Genomic DNA, 18243 nt, shown 5'->3' with positions numbered 1-18243 from the left:
TCATTATTCGTTTGAGGCTGCTTTTTTTTGTTCTAATTTCCGATACTAAAAGTCGTGTTTGTCTTTTTAACTGTAGCGTGTTCAGTTCCGCCATCGGACCATTGAACTGTGACAGTTAAGTCTTCAGAACATTCTCCCAAACCAAAATGAATGTCTGTATTGAAACTTTGCGAATATGGCGATGAAGAGCTTCCAACGCGACGCGTTTGAGTTTGATCACATGCTTCTAATTTCACCAAAGCGCCAATTGCGCTTGCGTTAGTTTTGGGTGAGGAGCCGACTTGAATGTTTACAAACTTAGCTTCGTTAAAATCAGCAGTGTTTTTGAACAAATGCCATTTGCCACGCTCATTGCTTGTGATCAGATCGATTAAACCATCTTGGTTATAGTCAAATGTTTCAGCGTTAAAACCAATTGATCCTAATTCGGTGGTAATCGCGCCGTGGTTTTTTTCTTCTTTGAACGTACTGTCACCTTGATTGAGGTAGAGAGCGTTGTGGTTTTCTTTTGTAGGGTCTCCGCGCTTTACGATAAAGATGTCAGGAAAGCCATCATTGTTGAAGTCACCAATTGCCGACCCCATTGAATGTATGCCAGATTTTAAGCCGGCTTTGGATGTTGCATCGACAAACCCGTTTCCCGTATTCTCAAGTAAAATATCTTGCGGACCAGAGGAGGTGGGTGATGAATTATAGTTTTTCACTCCTTTAATAATAGCGGTCATAGGAGGAAAAGAATACGTCTCAAATCGCCATTTCTGATTGCCAACATATCCAAAATGGAAACCTCTTTTTTCTTGTTCATCTGGCCAACCCAATGCCGCACTGGCAACTATTTTTAGATCTCGGCCGCTGTGTGTCTCGCCTTCAAATTCATAACGATATCCAGACTCTCCGACCCACACAGGGAAATGAGGCCAACCAGCTTGGTAATTTTCGATTTCAAGTGTTTCGCCTATTTCAACGTCATCCAAGCGAAACCTTTGGCGTTTGGTGAAAAAAGCTAGAGTTTGAGTGTCTTTATTATAGAAAGTTGTTCCATGTTCCAGCTCAGTGGCGCGCGTTAAATAGAGGTCGAGGTCGCCATCATTATCGTAATCAATCTCAGCTATTGAGGTTATGTGGTTTGAGTTTTCGAGATCAAAATTTAAAGCAGAGCTAGACACGTCATCATATGTGAGATCTCCATTACCCTTGAGTAGCGACATGTTACTATCGCCATAAAAGATTAGATCAGGGATATTGTCATTGTTGTAATCTGTGATGAGTATGCGGTGCGTTTCTCTAGATGTTGCGGGCAGATAATCTTTAAATGCAATTTCACCTAGTCCATCGTTTTCATATACATGGTTAGCTCCTTTAGGATCGGTAAAGTCTAAGGGAATACCTGTTAGAATAAGATCAAGGTCACCGTCATTGTCGCCGTCAAATAGTTTCGTTGTTCGGCCGCGCATTTTTTTGAAGGCTTCTTCAAATGCAGGTGGTTCGCGTAATTGTCGGTCACGGTTTACACTGAATATCTTGGCATTTCTTGCGTTTGTTCCTGAGCCACCACCACGAGAAATTAGAATATCTAGATCACCATCACTGTTATAATCACCAACGGTGATACCATGCATGTCTCCCATGATGATATCCGTGCCTTTACCAAACTTACCATCGTCATTCCAATACAGTTTTATGCTGTAACCGTGATCAGTGAGAAGGAGGTCTTGGTGCCCATCCTTGTCTAGGTCTGCAATTATTGCGTTGTCCCATTTGCGTCGAGGTTTGTGTTCAAATGAAATGTCAGTGTGATCTTCAGTGAAGATAGGCGTATCTTCAGCACCATGAGTATCTTGGGAGTTGGCAACAAATTGGGCTGAGTAGCAATTTGAAAGCATCAGGAATGATCCTGCGCAAATTAGCAATTTAGTGTGATTAGGCCTAGTCGCAATGTATTTGAGTTTCATTTTTGGTCCTCCCAGAGTCTTTATTTTGTATAGAAACATAACATACTATTATTTTAATCATATGATGTTTGTTGTGATTATGGAAGGTCCATGCTAACTATCTAGGCAATTAGAAATTCGGACTGGCGAATGCTATGTCTCAACCATATTACGTTTCTGGGGAGGATCGTATGAAACGCGAACTGAGAAACTCTGTATTTTTAGCAATTGGTCTAATGACTGCTAGTTGTTCAACCCAATCAGTTGTTCCTGAAGTAAATGTCTATGAACAAGAGGCGCTCTCGAAGTTAGAGCATATAGAACAATTGATGAAGCAAGCGGAATCCAAAGGGTTGGATGTGACCAGGGAGGAATCCGTTGTTTGGTTTGCAGAGCAATTTCTAAAATTTGCAAACTGGGATGAAGACAATTACGAAGCAATTGAAGCGGCATTCGGTTACGAGCGCTACTATGCTCCCAATAAAGAACAATTGGCTAAAGAATTGCCTGACTTTGAACGTCAGAAAGTCATCGAAATATTAGATGACGGCATTGCAGATCTGAATAAAGTTATCAGTGGTGAAATTAAGCGTCGTCCAGTACGTAAAGTTGACTGGCAAAATACGACAGCTGGTGACAACATGTTTGTTAACGGCGAGGGGAAGCCAACATTCCCATACGATTACTTCTCCAAGACTGTTGGACAACCGCTGGGGCACCCCGACATTTATAACGATCATTTAGGTGCGTTGTATCACGGAGGAGAAAACCTATACCCTGTGGACCATGATCGAGCCATAAATTCCTTCCTTGTGAAGGAAGATGGTACATTTGATGAAGAGCTTTTAAAAGAACTGACAGATATTCCAGATGATAATATTGGGTATCTTGTCGCGTGGCTAATGGGGATTCCTGAATGGGTAGAAGCCAAAGAGCCTGAGATTCGTAAAGGTCGTGCATTGTTCCAAGGGTTTGACCTGGATAACCCGTTGGCTCGCGAAGTCTGGAGTAAAATTCTGCGTAAGTCGGCAGAGGTTACCAAGGGCAAAAAGGTTATTGAGCTTGGCTTTGTACTCGCCAATGAACCACACTGGTATGCTGAAAAAGGGCATTGGACGCATAATTATGAAGAGATGCAGGGCATTTCATCATACACGCTCGCGAAGTTCCAAGCGTTTTTGAGTGAAACTTATGACGGGGATTTGGCTTCGTTGAATGCAAATTGGCAATCCGATTTCTCAAGTTTTGATGATGTTCAAATTGAAATCCCTATCGATTCTGCATTAATCGGAACTCCGAAATGGTATGATTGGTCTCGCTATAATATGCATCGTACGACTGAATGGTTCACATTCATGCAAGACGAGCTTCATGCAGTGAATCCTGAAGCAGACACACATATCAAAATTTTCCCGCGTACTTTTTACGAAGACTCTCGTTCGCATGGTTTGGACATTGAAGCATTAACTGAACTGACCACGATGATAGGTCATGATGCGAAAGCCAAGGGAACCAAAAGCATTCGTCCACATGTAAAAAATGAATGGATGGAGAAGTATGCTTACAATTGGAAAGGCATGGGAATTTTACATGATTTCCTAGAATCTGTTGGTCCCGATAAGATTAATGTGAATTCAGAATCTCACTTCCTGTCTTCAGGGCAGTGGAGAGAGTTGGATACGCGTACTAGCTATGTCAGAAGTGTTTATTGGCTTGCCACCTTGATGGGGATGGACGCCAATATGGGGTGGTTCTGGGCACGTGACCCGGATGGATCTCCTGAAGACCGTTTAGAGGGGGAGCTAGACTTTTTTGATCCTGGACTCGGCGGAGCATATGCCGGTTCAAATAACATGCAGCCAAATGTTACCAATGAGGTGACACAGGTTATGCTTGATTTGAACACCTTTTCTGAAGAGATAATTGCATTACGCGAACAAAAGCGCCCATTGCGTATTTTCTACTCAGAGACAACGGCTATCAACACAACTGATTATATGACGAAGTCGAACAAGTTTTATGAGCAGTTCTTCTTCGAGGGTTTCCCTGTGGGGTTTGCGACTCAAAATATTATAGAGAAGCAAGACAACGCAAATTGGGATACTATCGTGGTTTATAATACGCCTTATGCCACCAGTGGAGAGGTTGCAGCTTTGCAGGCTTATTTGGATCAAGGTGGTACGATTGTCGTGGATTCAAAAGAGAGTTTGTCCAAGAATGAATATGGACAATTACATGAACAAAAACTCTCAACTAGCAATGGAAAGCTGATCGTGCTCGATGAAGGATCCAGCATTGATGAAATAAGGGAAATTGCACTATCAGAAGTCGCTGATCAGATGCCTGATATCATTGTTAGCGAAGACAACGGTGAGGATTACAAAACCAACATTTCCCGTGTCGTTAAGCAAGAAGACGGAAGTTACTTGGTGAATCTTCTAAATGTTGGAAAATCAACAAACAAAATAAAACTGACTCACAAAAGTGGTGCTGAGTTGTCAATTGTTGATTTGATGACTGCTCAAAAATATGAAGAGGAATTCGAATTGGGTTCAGAAGAAGTATTGTTAATTCAAGTTTCTGTTCAATAAGTTCAAAATAGAACCTTCTTCTATATGAGTTTTAGACACCGAAACTGGAGGACAGTTTTGGTGTCTTTTTGTATTGTGAGAATTAGAAGAGTAGTTTTTCAAATGCGCACAAATGGTATACCAATTGATGCAACTTAAGTGGAATTGTACTTTATTTAGTAGGGATGATGTTTAGGCGACAGTCTTCAAATTTTTCAAGGGAGCCATTTCTTCGAAAAGCATTCGGCTGTTTGCTGCTTTGGATGTCTTTTTCTAGTGTTGCTTGGTCGGAAGAAGATGAAAACTACTACAATTTCAACATTCAAAATGGCACGCTTGAAAATATTGTAGAAGCTTTTCATCAGACTGCCGATATCGAGATTGTTTATCCTTTCGAACTGCTCGATTTTGAAGATTTAAACCCGCTAAATGGTCGATATACAATCGAGCAGGCGCTCGATGCGTTGTTAAAGGGGACGCATTTAGAAAGCTATTTGACAGAACATGGCATTGTCGTAATTCGACAGAAACCTGACAGCATTGATGTTGAAGCGCCTGAATCTACTCCGCTGCGTAACAAGCAAGTTTTGACAACAAATGATAGCGAGATGATAGTTGAAACGACGTCAGAGGATTTGCCAAAAAGGTTAAGTGTCGTTCGTTTGCGTGGGACTCGTCAAAGTCTTCAGAGTTCTTTTGCAAGAAAAAGAGACAGTGACGTAATTCTTGATAACATTGTTCAAGAAGAACAAGGTAAGTTCCCCGATTCCAATTTGGCTGAATCTTTACAGAGAGTGCCCGGTGTAACGATTTCTCGTGTCGAAGGAGAAGGACAAACAGCTACAGTTCGTGGATTTGGACCGCAATTTAACAACACTTTGTTGAACGGTAGAAAGTTGGCTTCTGATGCTGAAGGGCGAGGTTTCAATTTCGATTTAATCCCCGCTCCATTAGTGGGCGGAATAGATGTATTAAAAGCGGCTCAAGCGCAAATACAAGATGGCGGTATTGGGGCAACTATCGATTTGCAAATTCAGAAACCTTTGGATTTGGATGAAGACTTATCAATAATAAATTCCAAAATTCAGTACGAAAATCAATCGGGACGTATAACTCCTGATCTGTATGGGCATTACTCAAAATCGTTTCTAAATGAAAAAGTAGGCATACTTCTATCTGCTTCTATGCAGACACGTGCGGCACTGGTCGATAAAATTCACAGTAGTCCATTGCTGACGAGTGTTTGGTCGGAAGAGGAGAGGAAAGAAGTTTTCCTAAACGGTGCCGGTAATAACGGAGTAGATCGTTATTTTCATCCTCAGCAGGTCAATTTTATTCAAGCCAATCAACAGCGTGACCGTATTGGCGTGACAACAGTTTTTCAATGGGTTCCAAATGATCAATTCGAACTGACTGTTGATGGGGTGTTCGCTAAATTTAAGTTAGAGGCAAGTTCTGTTTCCAATATGATGTTTAATGAAGTTATGACGTTTCACAATGTTGTGGCGGACGAAAATAATGTTTTGGTTAGCTTCGATCAAATTGGCAGGCCATTTCAAACTTTTATAGCTCAAAATCGAGACTCCGATGTGTATCAAATAGGAGGAAAACTCGAGTGGCAAGCAAATGAAGACGTCTCTTTTCGTTTTGATTTGTCTCAATCTTCTTCTCAAAACAACAATGCAGGTAAAGATTATTTTGTTGTTATTGCCTCAGATATAGCAGTTCAACATTATAGAAACCGGGGTGGATATCTAGCTCCTAGTGTGTCGAATTTTCAATTTGAAGATGTTGGGCATGATATAGATCAGGATGGTATCAACAATGAGTTTGATTATGTGCTGGGCGAACAAATTATTGTTCCAGATGTACGCCACCAGAGTTCTTGGTTTTCGCAACGTGAAGGGCAGGGAGATCGAGATAAAGTTCTTGAAGTCAAAGGTGACCTTGATTGGGATGTAAATCATAACCTACTCAAAAAATTGAGGTTTGGGTTACATCATAGCCGCCAAGAAAAGGATCATTTTAACGCTCATTCCGTTTTTCCGGCAAATTCACTATATTTAGATGGAACAGTTCCCATACCTGAAGAATTGCTCCAAGTGAGTTCACGATTTCAGTTCGCCTCTCAATTGGGACATGCGAGCACAATAGGTTTTTTGGATTTCGATGTAGAAGACATCATTTCCTATCTAGAACAAGAAACAACGTTGAGCTTGCGTGATGAATTGCATGATTTGCAGCCCGGTACATCAGCAGGCACGTTTGGTGAAACTCGGCTTGATGCAGTGTCGGATTTGAGTCGATCATATCGAATTGAAGAGGAGGTCTATTCCGCTTTTGGTGTTGCTAGTTTGGAGCATGAGATCAACTCTTTTGATCTAAAATTGGATTTAGGTGCGAGATATTCAAAGACGAAAACGAGCTCTATTGGTTACGTTCAGCAGTATATTGATATTCAACCAAGTTCATCCAGAAACGATGTTTTATCAGTTGAACTTGCAGGGTTTAAACAGGTAGAAAGTGTATCTGAATATGATGACTTTTTGCCCTCATTGAACTTTTCTGTTCAGCATGGAAGTGGTTTTGTCTTTAGGACAGCATTGTCAGAAACCATATCCCGACCCAATTTATCTGATTTGAATCCTGGGAGAAATACTCCCCAAGAATTGAGGTTGTCGAATCTGACAGGTGCCGGTGGCAATCCGAATTTGCAACCATATCGATCAAAAAATATCGATCTTTCGTTCGAGTATTATGGAGACAACGGAACTTCTCTCGCAGTAGGGCTTTTTCGCAAGAAGTTAGATGGTTTTATTGTACGTCAAATCGTTCAAGAAAAAGTCAATGTACCACTGCCAAATAACTTAGCGTTGATCGTTGAAGATCGAAGAAGTATTCTTGACGATGGTGTGTTCTTAAATGTCACCCGCCCCATAAATGCTGGTGAAATCCAAATAGATGGAGCTGAGTTTTCATTTCTTCATTCATTCAAGTCATTGCCTGGTTTGGGAAGAAACCTTGGCGTTGGAGTGAATTTGACTTACGTGGATTCAAATCGTGAATTTGATACACAAAATGCTGAAAACAATCCAGTTCTACCTGGGCTATCCAATTCTAAAAATGTCGTTCTATTTTACGATGATGGGAAGATTGATGCACGTTTAGCGTACACCTCTAGGGATAGATATTTTACTAGACTTATGGGTGTAGAACCGCTTTTTGTTGACGCTCATTATCAGCTTGATGCTCGCGTAAGCATTAACATCGAGGAAGATGTACAATTATTTGTTGAGGGGATTAATATTACGGATCAATATTCACGACAGCAAGGTAGATTTGAGAGTACATTTAATTCATTTGAGGCAGCAGGCCCCCGTTTTTTAGTTGGAATGCGGTACAAGTTTTAGAAAAGTCGCAGCCCGGGACCTCTATGGGTTGTTGAGTGAATTCAAATTTACTTGTAACATCATATGTATGATGAATTTCCGGATTTGATTGAATAAATCTGGTGCAGATCAACCTGCTCAATGTTTGGAATGATTAATGACCCGCGTTCTTAGAGCTTTTTTAGAAAACCAAACAAGTATTGCGAGAGTAATTTCAAAGTATCGTCCGATGAAGGAAGATATAGATGATTTGATGCAGGATGTTTTTCTGACGTGTTTTTCCTTAGAGGTCAAAGAAGACATATTGGAGCCTGAACACCTTCTTCATAAAGTAGCTAAAAACTTAGCGATCAATCAATCTATGAGAAAAATAAATAAAACTTCGGCGCCTCTGCCGGAGAATGAAGACTCACCTGTCTATTTAGATGCAGACTATGTCTCTGCTGAAGAGCAGTTAGAAGCAAAAATTAAGTTGAAATTGTTCGCTGAAGCGGTTGCTACATTGCCGGAGAAAGAGAGGCGAGTATTGGTTATGAGAAGAGTTGAAGGTTTGAAGTTCAAGCAGATATGTACGCGTCTAGGCATCTCTGTTCGAACTGCTGAAAGAAGAGCTGCGTCTGGTATGTTGGCATGCTATAAATACTTGAGAGCCAAAGGATATAGTGCAGAAGATTTGTACAATGCCCACAAGCTCAACGAGAATAATTCGTCCAAGACTGAAAATAAGGTTCAGTAAGAGTTTTATGGTTGATGACAACGTCATACGTATCTCGTCCAGAGAAAAAATTGAATCAGAAGCGGCCGAGTGGATAATGCGCCTTTCTGGCGATTCTGGGCTGGATACTGATCGAACTAATTTTTCGAAATGGTTGAATGAGAGCACAATACATCGTGAAGTATTTGAAGAACTTTCAATGTTTTGGGACGCTACTCATATATTGGAAGGCTTGAATGACTACGCCAATAGTGATGTAGCGCAATTATCAAAAGAAGAAGTAGAAAGATCAACTAGAATGGGTTTTCTGAAACTCATTTTATCGGGAAGTGTAGCCGCATCGATTTTTGCAGCATGTATTTTCATAGCACAAGATTTTCGAACAACTGAAAAATACGAATATACTGCTGAATATAGAACAGAAATTGGGAAACAACAGCGTATTTCACTACCTGATGGATCCACGGTTATACTCAATACAGATAGCCTTTTAAAAGTTGGGTATACTGACTCCAATCGTCATTTGGAGTTGGTGCGAGGAGAGGCTCTGTTCGAAGTTGCTGAGGATCTTGAAAAGCCATTTTCTGTATTCACTCAGCATGGAAGTGTAAAAGCATTGGGTACAGCTTTTGCTGTGATGATTGAAGATGATGCCACAAATCTGCTCGTAACCGAGGGGAGAGTAGAGCTTAAAAGTACGCCATCTATATCAATGGAGTCTCCAGATAAGGTGTATTTTAGCGAAGTCGTGGCGGGACAAGAAGCGAAGTTAAGTCACGCGATAGAACATGTTTCAAACGTAAGATTGAATACTATAGAAAAGTCACTCGATTGGCAGGACGGAGAATTGTCTTTCAAAGGTGAAAGTTTGGAAGAGGTTGTTGAGATTATCTCTCGTTATACTGACGTCGAAATTGAATTTGAAAACGATGAAATTCGGCAGCAAAAAATAGTTGCATATTATAAAATTGGAGATGTAGAGCGATTATTTGAAGCTCTAAATGTTATGGCTGGGATCAAAGCTCGGCGCATGCCAAACGGACAAGTTTTCCTTTATAACTCATTGTAAATATATAAATTATTTTAAAATATAGAATTTGTTTTCAAATACAACGTTTGCTCATTTTAAATATATGATGTTTATGGAAATATTATTATAATAAAAAAATGACGTATAATATTTTGTCAAATGTCTAAATAGTTGAGGTCAAAGAATCTCGACAATCAGAGATACTGTATAAAACAGTACTAGGGAGTGAAAATTATTGAAAATTTTGAGTTCTCCAAACTTGCGAGTTTGAGGGGCTTTGTAGTGTTATTGGGAATGATCGAAGCTTTTAACACTAATTTTCAATTAAAGGTTTTTGCAAAGTAGCTAGCTGAGTTTTGAAAACTTAGTCAGCTCATAAAGAGTGTCGAAACTTTGGCCTCGAATGAAAAGGTTTCCGAAATTAGGGAACCCTAGTCGCATATTCGGGGAGAAACGAAAGTGACCAAGAACATAAAACCGTCGTTATTTGCAGGAGCGGCTTTTGCAGCCTTGGCGCTGAGCAGCCAAGTCGCGTTTGCACAAGTTTCTAGTGAAACAGATGCAGTAGTATCCGTAGAGGATGATGCTCAACGTAAATTGGATACCATTGTTGTAACAGGTATTCGTCAAAGCCTTGCAGCGGCAGTTGATCGCAAAAGAAATAGCGATGACATCATCGATAGTATTGTAGCTGAGGACATTGGTAAGTTCCCAGACACGAACGTAGCGGAATCTCTAGCGCGTATTTCCGGTGTTTCTATCGATCGTGCGGGTGGTGAAGGTTCACAGGTTACAGTTCGTGGATTTGGACCAGGGTTTAATACTGTTTTGGTCGACGGACGTCGTATCGCAACAGACACAGCTGGGCGGAATTTCCGATTTGACCTTATTGGAGCGGACTTATTGGGAGGAGCAGATATTTTCAAAACATCTGCACCCCACCTTCAAGCCGGTGGTATTGGTTCAACAATTGACCTAAAATTGCACAAGCCTTTGGATACAAAAGGGTTTAGAGCAGTAACAAGTGCAAGAGGTGTTTATGAGGCTAACTCGGAAGAGTTTGCGCCACAATTGTTTGGACTTGTAAGTAACACATTTGCTGATGACAGAATTGGTGTATTAGCGTCGGTTTCCTATCAGACTCGTAAAGCAGCACAAGATCAGATTGCTGCCGGTAATTTCATCGGTCAAAACATATCCGAAGAAAGAGCAACTACCCTATTCGCTGATGGGGTGGGTAACGGCCCAGGTGTTTACCGTAGACAACAACAAACGCGTTTTTCACGTGCGAATCAAGACCGAGACAGACTAGGGGCAACAGCTGTTGTTCAGTTTGAGGTGGCCGAGAATGCGCGAATTAGCGTTGATGCACTTTACAGCAAGTTAGAAGTCGAAGCTGACTCAATTTTTAACTTCCAGTTCAATGAGGCTGCAACATTCACCAATGCGATTACGGATGAGAACAATATCTTAGTTCGCTACGATCAAATTGGACGTCCATTTCAGGCTGCAGTAGAAACCAATCGTGACGCCGAGACCTACCAAATCGGAGCAAATCTGGAATGGGATATTACTGATAATTTTTCAGCTGAGTTTGATATTTCACGCTCAGAGGCTGAAGATGATAATGCTGGTAACAACTTCTTTTTCGTCGTTGCTGGTCCACAGGCTGTGCAGCGGTTTGACTATACACAAGGTGGAGATGCTCCAACTTTCCAGAATTTCGAGTTCACGCCTAGCACAGTCGATTTGAACGGCGATGGTGTTGTAAACAATTTTGATCGCACTGTTGGTAATGAAATTCTTGCCCCAGACCCTAATAATACTTTTTCATGGTTTGGTACACGCGAGGGGCAAGGAAGCACAGATGAGGTAACCGAATTACAAGCTAACTTCGTTTGGAACGCCGATATGGGGATTTTCCAAAAACTTAGTTTTGGCGGTTATTATGGAGACCAAGAAAAATCAAGAAGTGACGCGCGCACAAGAGGCGGTGGGGGCGGTGTGAGCAACGCGTTTTTGCAAGCTCAAATTCCTCTTCCAGCGAGTCTGTTTACATTGGAAAACAACTCCAATTTCTTGAACCAAGTGGATGGAAACTTTCCTTCCAACTTCTTACAATATGACCCTGAAGAAGTTATCGCGTATCTTGAATCACCGGAAGCTTTTCAGCTCCGTGATGAGTTAAATGGTTTGGCTCCAGGAACGACTGCAGCACGTATTGGGGATGACTTTTTTGATGCGTTGGACATTCCTCGCAACTCATTTACGATCGGAGAGGAAATCATCGCGTTGTATGCAAATGCTCAATTTGAAGCTCAAATTGGGAGTATGGACCTGACGGTTAATGCTGGTCTGCGTTATACTGAGACGGAAACCACTTCAACGGCGTTTTCTGAACCGTTTGCAAACATTGGTCCTGACTTGTCTCGACCTGATGTCCTGGAATCATCTCGATTGCCGGCTCAAAACATCTCACAAACTGAGAAATACGACAATTTGTTACCTTCCATCACAGCGCGACTTAACGCTACGGAAAATTTTGTCTTCAGAGCGGGTTACTCACAAACATTGACACGTCCTAATCTGACTGACTTGAATCCAGGCATTAACACTGCTCCGGAGATCCGTCTGTCAGCTTTGGAGGCAACTTCAGGTAACCCGGCATTGCTACCATTTGTTTCGGACAACTATGACTTTTCTGCTGAGTACTATTTTGGAGAATCTTCTGCATTTACAGTGGGGATATTTAGGAAAGAAATTTCAGGATTTATTGCACGCGGGGCTCAAAGAGAAGAGATCGTACTTCCACCGGGTAATGACTTGAACCTCATCACAGAAGATCGGACGAATATTAGTGGCGATAGTATTTTCTTTGAAATTACACGACCGCGTAACTTGGAAGAGACTACAGTGGATGGGGTTGAGTTGTCCTTCCAGCACACGTTTGATCAACTGCCTGGTGTTCTTCAATACGTTGGTGTTGGTGCCAATGCGACGTTTGTTGACTCGGGAGACAAAGTTGAGAACGACTTGATTGACAACGCGGTTGCGTTGCCAGGTTTAGGAAACTCGCAGAACTTTGTGTTGTTCTACGACGACACGAATATCGAAGCGCGGATTGCTTATAACAACAGAGAACGTTTCTTCTCGTCTACCCAGGGAGCTGAACCGGTATTCACCAATAGATATGACCAGGTTGATGCAAGAATTGCATGGAACTACCGTGAAAACGTTCAGTTCTTTCTTGAAGGGCTTAATTTGACCGAGTCTGTTTCAAGCCGGGTGGGCCGTTTCACTAGCAGGTTCGGGGGTCTAGAAGACTCTGGAGCAAGATATACTATCGGAGCACGCGCTAGCTTCTAAGATCTGAATTTAGTTATCTTACCAAAGAAATTGTTTGCTTTGGTAGGATTACGTTTCAATGTTGAAGTAGATAAAATAAAACCCCTCACTCTTTGGAGAGTGAGGGGTTATTGTTTGCTTGCCTTTTTTTATATTAGCAAATAGACTCTAGCCGCCTGTAGGGTCGGGTCTTAATCGTTTAGAACGACGTCTACAAAGTGCGCTCCAGTTGCTAAGCTGACTTTGTCCAGTTTCACATACAAATGTAAATTACCTGTGCTTGCTGGCAAATCTACAGCTTCAAAAACGGCTCTCTTTTGACCTTTAGTAATAGGCTTTTTCAGGTGCACTTCATTGTATTTGAAGTGTACAACCCCATCCTTATCTACTTCAGGAAGGTCAGCGCTTATTGTGTAATTGCCTTTTTCGGTTTTTACGCGCCAATGACCAAGTTGGTTGTGAGCTTTCCAGTGGCCAAAAGCGTTGTGGGATATAACCCGTGGGCCTCCCCAATCAAATCTTGATAAGTTGACTGCTGGGACGGCTTCAGTACCGAGATAAATGCGCTGTATCCCTTTGGCATCCCTTTCTTCGCTTACTTTATCAAACCAGTCTTCATACTCTTCCAAAAGTTCTTCTACGATTTTTGGATGTTTTGAGGCAATGTTAATACGTTCACTTGGGTCAGCAACAACATCATATAGCTCCAATTGTTCTAGAACTCTTTTCAGCTCGATATCCGTTGGTTGATACAGAATGCCATGAGGAAAATCGTGTGAACTAACGAGTTTGTATTGCTGTCGTCTGGCGGTGAAATGCATATATTTAAAAGGTGTTGGGCCGTAATGCATTTGGGCGAAATATGTTCTTCCGTTCAGAGATGAGGCGTCGCCTTCTGTCCACACAGGGATTAGTGATTTTCCATCAATTACGACACCTTCAGGAGGTGATGCTTGGGCTGCTTCTAGCAAGGTGGGAAACAGGTCGATAATTGTTCCCATTGTGTCTGTTTTAGCGCCCTTTGGAAGTTTTCCTGGCCATTTGACAAAGAATGGAACACGGATACCTGCTTCATATACGCTTGTTTTGGTTCCACGCATGTTTGCGACCCACCGACCGGGGTAGTGATCATTTTTTGTTCGGCGGTGACGTGGTCCGTTATCAGATAGGAAAATAACTATGGTGTTTTCTTCCTGTCCAGTTTCTTTCAGTTTATCGAGTACGCGTCCAACATTGTAATCAATGTTTTCGATCATGCCGAATGTGAGTGCATTGTCTTCATGCACGCCCATGTCACGAAACCGTTGTGCGCGGTGGTCTGGAACTTGGAGAGGAAAATGGGGGAGATTCGTTGCAAGATAAACAAAGAACGGATCTTTATCTTCTTTCTTTTGTTCTATGTAATCGAGTGCAGCTTCAGTGAACACGTCATCCACATATCCTTCATATTTTTTTGAAACATGATTATGTTCTAGGATCGGGTCGAAGTACGTGTTCCCGGCTGGACCAGCTGCTTGACCAACTCCGCCTCCTTTATGCACAAGTGCTTCTTCAAAGCCTTGGTTGCCTGGGTTCATTGGATAGTTGTCGCCAATATGCCATTTACCAAATATTGCTGTGTCATATCCGGCTTCTTGAAGGACTTCTGCAAGCGTCACTTCAGAAGCGTTCATGAAGTGATCTACCTGTGTTACTGCCGTTACTCCGGTCCGGTAGGGGTAGCGTCCCGTTAGAAGGCCAGCTCGGGTAGCGGAACAATTTGGATAAGTGACGAAGGTGTCCATTTCCAAGCCTTCTTCACCAATGCGCTCTATATTGGGTGTCTTTAAGTAGGGACTGCCATGCGCGCCAAGGTCCCCATAACCTTGGTCATCCGTCATCATTAGAACGATGTTGGGGCGTTTCTCTGCAAGTGCAATTTGTGTGGTTTGGCAAGCCACCATCGATATTGCAGCCAAGCCAATGAATGCGGCCCTATGTATTTTGTCCGTTTTCGATTTGAAAGCGTTGTTTGACATTGCAACTTCTCCTCCCGGTTTAATTATCAATTTTTAGAAGTTTGGATTGTCTCGACTTTTCCGACGAGAAAAATGTAGCTGATGGCCCCCAACAGTGCGAGTGAACCGATGAGTATAAGGGCTGGTTCGAACCCTCCATCTTTGACGATTATTCCTATCGCTATAGGTATGACGATTGCCGATAGACCACCGCAGAAATTAAAAACACCGCCTACTAATCCAAGAATGTTTTTGGGCGCTAACAACGACACAAATACCCATGCGATTGAAGCTAAGCCATTTCCAAAAAATGCGATTGAAAGGAAGATAACTATGAGCGTGTTATTGTCGGTATAAGCTGCTCCCATTAAACTGGTGGATAAAAGCATTCCCAATATCACAGGGCTTTTTCGTGCCCATTCTGCCGAGACACCTTTGCGTACGAGATAGTCGGACGTAAAACCCGAAAGCAGAATACCAATAAACCCTGCCAAAAATGGAATTGACGCTATGTAACCTGACTTGATGAAATCAAGCCCTCTATATTCGACGAGGTAAGTTGGAAACCAAGTTAGAAAGAAAATGAATGTGCTTCCAAGACAAAACTGCCCAATATAGATGCCCCATAATTCTTTGTGAGACACTGCGGGTAGAAGAGTTTTGAAAAAAGCGGCGATGTTAAACTTTGCTTTTTCAGGATGCACAGTCGTCGCTGGTGAAGAGTTTAGATCTTTTTGAATATGCTCTAACTCAGCATCATTCACCATGAAATGATCTTCTGGTTCGCGGTAGAATAGGTACCAAACTATTCCCCATACGATTCCAATTAAGCCAGTGACAATGAACAGGCCTTCCCAGCCCACATAGCTTTGAATGAGTGTTAGGACTGGGATTAAAAAAGCTAAACCAACGAACTGACCAGACGTGTATAATGCAATCGCGGAAGCTCTTTCTTCTTTAGGAAACCAACTCGTAACGACTTTGTTATTAGTCGGGTAGGATGGGGCTTCCAAAACACCTACGGCTATTCTGCATCCGACTAACCCTGCTACTGAACCGACAAAGGCGTGAATTACTGTGGCGATAGACCATGATATTAGCAGGAATGGGTAAAAAACTCTCGCAGCAAATCTATCTACAAATATGCCTCCGGGAATTTGGCAAGCTGCATAAGCAATGCCCCACGCAGAGAAAATGTACCCCATTTGAATTGTTGAAAGTCCCCAATCCTCCTTAATGGCCGGAGCCGCAACCGCAATGTTGGTGCGATCCATATAGTTCACAACAACAGTAACAAATATCATGCCCAAAATGGCGAATCTTGCACGAGTTCTTTTTGTGGCTGCGTCATTTGACGCAACCGGTTCAACCTGATCTGACATATTTCCTCACTCCCCGAATTTTAATATCTTATATATAGATACATCATACCTTTAAATCCGTAACAAGTATAACGGTTTTAAGATTTTTAAGGGATATTTAGTCAAGAGGCGGCTGGATGGCAGGAAAAAAGTCGTTCGAAATTATGACCTTAGCTCAAACTAAATTTTTGAGAGCACTTTGAGACATCACTATAGCAATTGAGTGTGGACATATTCCGATTGGATTGGTTGTAGAATTTTTTTGAAATGTAAAGTTTATGCTTTGGGCCAATGCGGGCCATATTCTATTGTTTGCATGGTGATTTTTTCCTCTCAAGAAACAGAGGTTCAGCTGTAATTTTGGGGGCGTATCAAACTGTACTTTTGCTAGTCAGCGGATTCTGCAAGCCTTTATCTTATATTAATGAGCTAGATGAAATCCGTGGTCAGAAACAAACGTGGCTCTAAAGGTTTTCTGATATCTGCATAGGAATGAAGAATTCTACGCGTGATCTTTTAAACGGTGTCTGGAGCCGTTTTAGTGCACCTTTTGCTAGGGGCAGGCGGGATTCTTGCGCGTGCTCTCATGGTGATCAAACAGGGTTTGCATCACGTGAAATCTTTACACATGCACTGATGAAGTTTGGTAAAACTGACAAAGGTTTTTCAAGATATATCGCGACTATAGGTATTCAAAATTTCAACAATGTACGTTTAGCCGTTGGCTATCTATCTATGGAAAGATGTGTAGCAGAGCTGGGAAGACGAACAGCAAATTCTGACAATGTTATTAGTGTAGGGCGTTTAAGCCCAGATACATTGGTATTTCTGTCTGAATGCCCAACAGGGGCATCGATGCGCAAGCAAATTGAACGTTTGCAAAGATTGCTCGAAGTGGAAGTTGATGTTGGTGATGGTGTTATCAGTGCCGAAACAAGCATTGGGTATCAAGTCGTAGATACTCAAGAACCAATTGAAAAAACGCTTAGATACGCCGAGCTCGCGCTAGATCAAGCGAGAGAAAACGGCAAAGCGATATGGGAGTTTTCCGAAGCAGAATACGGATCTGCTAAGAACCGATTGTCTTGGATGAAAGAAGTTAGAGAAGGATTGAAAAATGATGCCTTCTCTATGCAATACCAGCCTCAAGTTAATGCGCGAAGTAGTGAGATTAGTGGATTTGAAGCTCTCATAAGGTGGGATACACCTCCAGAAGGGGCACCCAATATTGGAGACATGATCGAACTGTCTGAAAAGACAGGGGATATTATTTCAATCACTGTTTGGACATTCAGACGCATCATCCAAGATATAGAAAAATTGGAAAGCCTCGGGTTTAAACCTACAATTTCCATCAATGTTTCTGGTGTAGTATTGAGTGAAGCCGAATTCGCGACCCATATTCTACGAAAAGCTGGCAAGTACAAAGATCGATTAGTCCTCGAGGTGACTGAGACTGCGCTGATTGAATCTCCTCATGATGCTGTGCGCAATCTTGAAATGCTTTCAGAGGCGGGTTTTAAATTTTCGCTTGATGACTATGGAACGGGGTATTCTTCACTTGAAAAGATGCGTTCGATTCCGGTTAGTGAATTAAAGATCGATAAGAGTTTTGTAAAAGACCTGACAACCAGCCATCATAATCCATTGATAGTGCGGTCAACCATTGATTTGGCGCACGCACTGGAACTTGAAGTGGTGGCCGAGGGTGTTGAGGATGCTGAAACGATGGCGCTGCTTGCGGTGATGGGCTGTGATATAGTGCAGGGCTATCACATTTCTAAAGCTATGCCGTTTGATGATATGGTCGTGTTTTTACAAGATGAGACTGTGGCCGAAAGATTAAAGTCTACTCAGTCTCCATTGGCACTTTTCTCGTAAAAGTAAAATTTTTTTCTAGTAAAA

At 42.0% G+C, this 18243-nt stretch carries 9 protein-coding genes; 6 read left to right on the top strand and 3 right to left on the bottom strand.

The window, feature by feature from the left end:
- Nucleotides 1-32: 32 nt before the first annotated feature.
- The gene (locus F551_RS16805; protein ID WP_018998376.1) at nucleotides 33-1952 is read right to left on the bottom strand and encodes a CRTAC1 family protein; all 1920 of its coding nucleotides are present in this window, start codon (nucleotides 1950-1952) and stop codon (nucleotides 33-35) included.
- A 170-nt stretch (nucleotides 1953-2122) separates the two neighbouring features.
- On the opposite strand from F551_RS16805, the gene F551_RS0115145 reads away from it, so the two are divergent.
- The 5 genes from F551_RS0115145 (at nucleotide 2123) to F551_RS0115125 (ending at nucleotide 13001) form a co-directional block, all read left to right on the top strand.
- The gene (locus F551_RS0115145) at nucleotides 2123-4522 is read left to right on the top strand and encodes a type 1 glutamine amidotransferase family protein (protein ID WP_155826092.1); all 2400 of its coding nucleotides are present in this window, start codon (nucleotides 2123-2125) and stop codon (nucleotides 4520-4522) included.
- Between the two features lie 242 nt (nucleotides 4523-4764).
- Nucleotides 4765-7911 (top strand): TonB-dependent receptor, encoded by a 3147-nt coding sequence (locus F551_RS0115140; RefSeq protein WP_018998374.1) that lies wholly within the window; start codon nucleotides 4765-4767, stop codon nucleotides 7909-7911.
- 136 nt (nucleotides 7912-8047) lie between these two features.
- Nucleotides 8048-8626, top strand: coding sequence for an RNA polymerase sigma factor (locus tag F551_RS0115135; RefSeq protein WP_018998373.1), 579 nt, complete (start codon nucleotides 8048-8050; stop codon nucleotides 8624-8626).
- A gap of 7 nt (nucleotides 8627-8633) precedes the next feature.
- Nucleotides 8634-9674, top strand: coding sequence for a FecR family protein (locus tag F551_RS0115130; protein ID WP_018998372.1), 1041 nt, complete (start codon nucleotides 8634-8636; stop codon nucleotides 9672-9674).
- 420 nt (nucleotides 9675-10094) lie between these two features.
- On the top strand, nucleotides 10095-13001 hold the full coding sequence (locus F551_RS0115125; RefSeq protein ID WP_018998371.1) for a TonB-dependent receptor: 2907 nt from the start codon (nucleotides 10095-10097) through the stop codon (nucleotides 12999-13001).
- 170 nt (nucleotides 13002-13171) lie between these two features.
- Here the strand turns inward: F551_RS0115125 and F551_RS0115120 are convergent, their stop codons facing one another.
- Complete coding sequence (locus F551_RS0115120) at nucleotides 13172-14998, bottom strand: arylsulfatase (protein WP_018998370.1); 1827 nt, start codon at nucleotides 14996-14998, stop codon at nucleotides 13172-13174.
- 26 nt (nucleotides 14999-15024) lie between these two features.
- Nucleotides 15025-16359, bottom strand: a complete 1335-nt coding sequence (locus F551_RS0115115) for an MFS transporter (protein ID WP_018998369.1) — start codon at nucleotides 16357-16359, stop codon at nucleotides 15025-15027.
- A gap of 471 nt (nucleotides 16360-16830) precedes the next feature.
- Here F551_RS0115115 and F551_RS17340 point away from each other — a divergent pair, with 471 nt between their 5' ends.
- Nucleotides 16831-18219: a bifunctional diguanylate cyclase/phosphodiesterase gene (locus F551_RS17340; RefSeq protein WP_018998368.1), complete on the top strand. Its 1389-nt coding sequence runs from the start codon at nucleotides 16831-16833 to the stop codon at nucleotides 18217-18219.
- The last annotated feature ends 24 nt before the right edge of the window (nucleotides 18220-18243 follow it).

Source organism: Hirschia maritima DSM 19733 (genome assembly GCF_000378345.1).
Classification (GTDB): domain Bacteria; phylum Pseudomonadota; class Alphaproteobacteria; order Caulobacterales; family Hyphomonadaceae; genus Hirschia; species Hirschia maritima.
The sequence above is the reverse complement of the archived record's forward strand: the minus strand, read 5'-3'. Positions and strand labels throughout refer to the sequence as shown.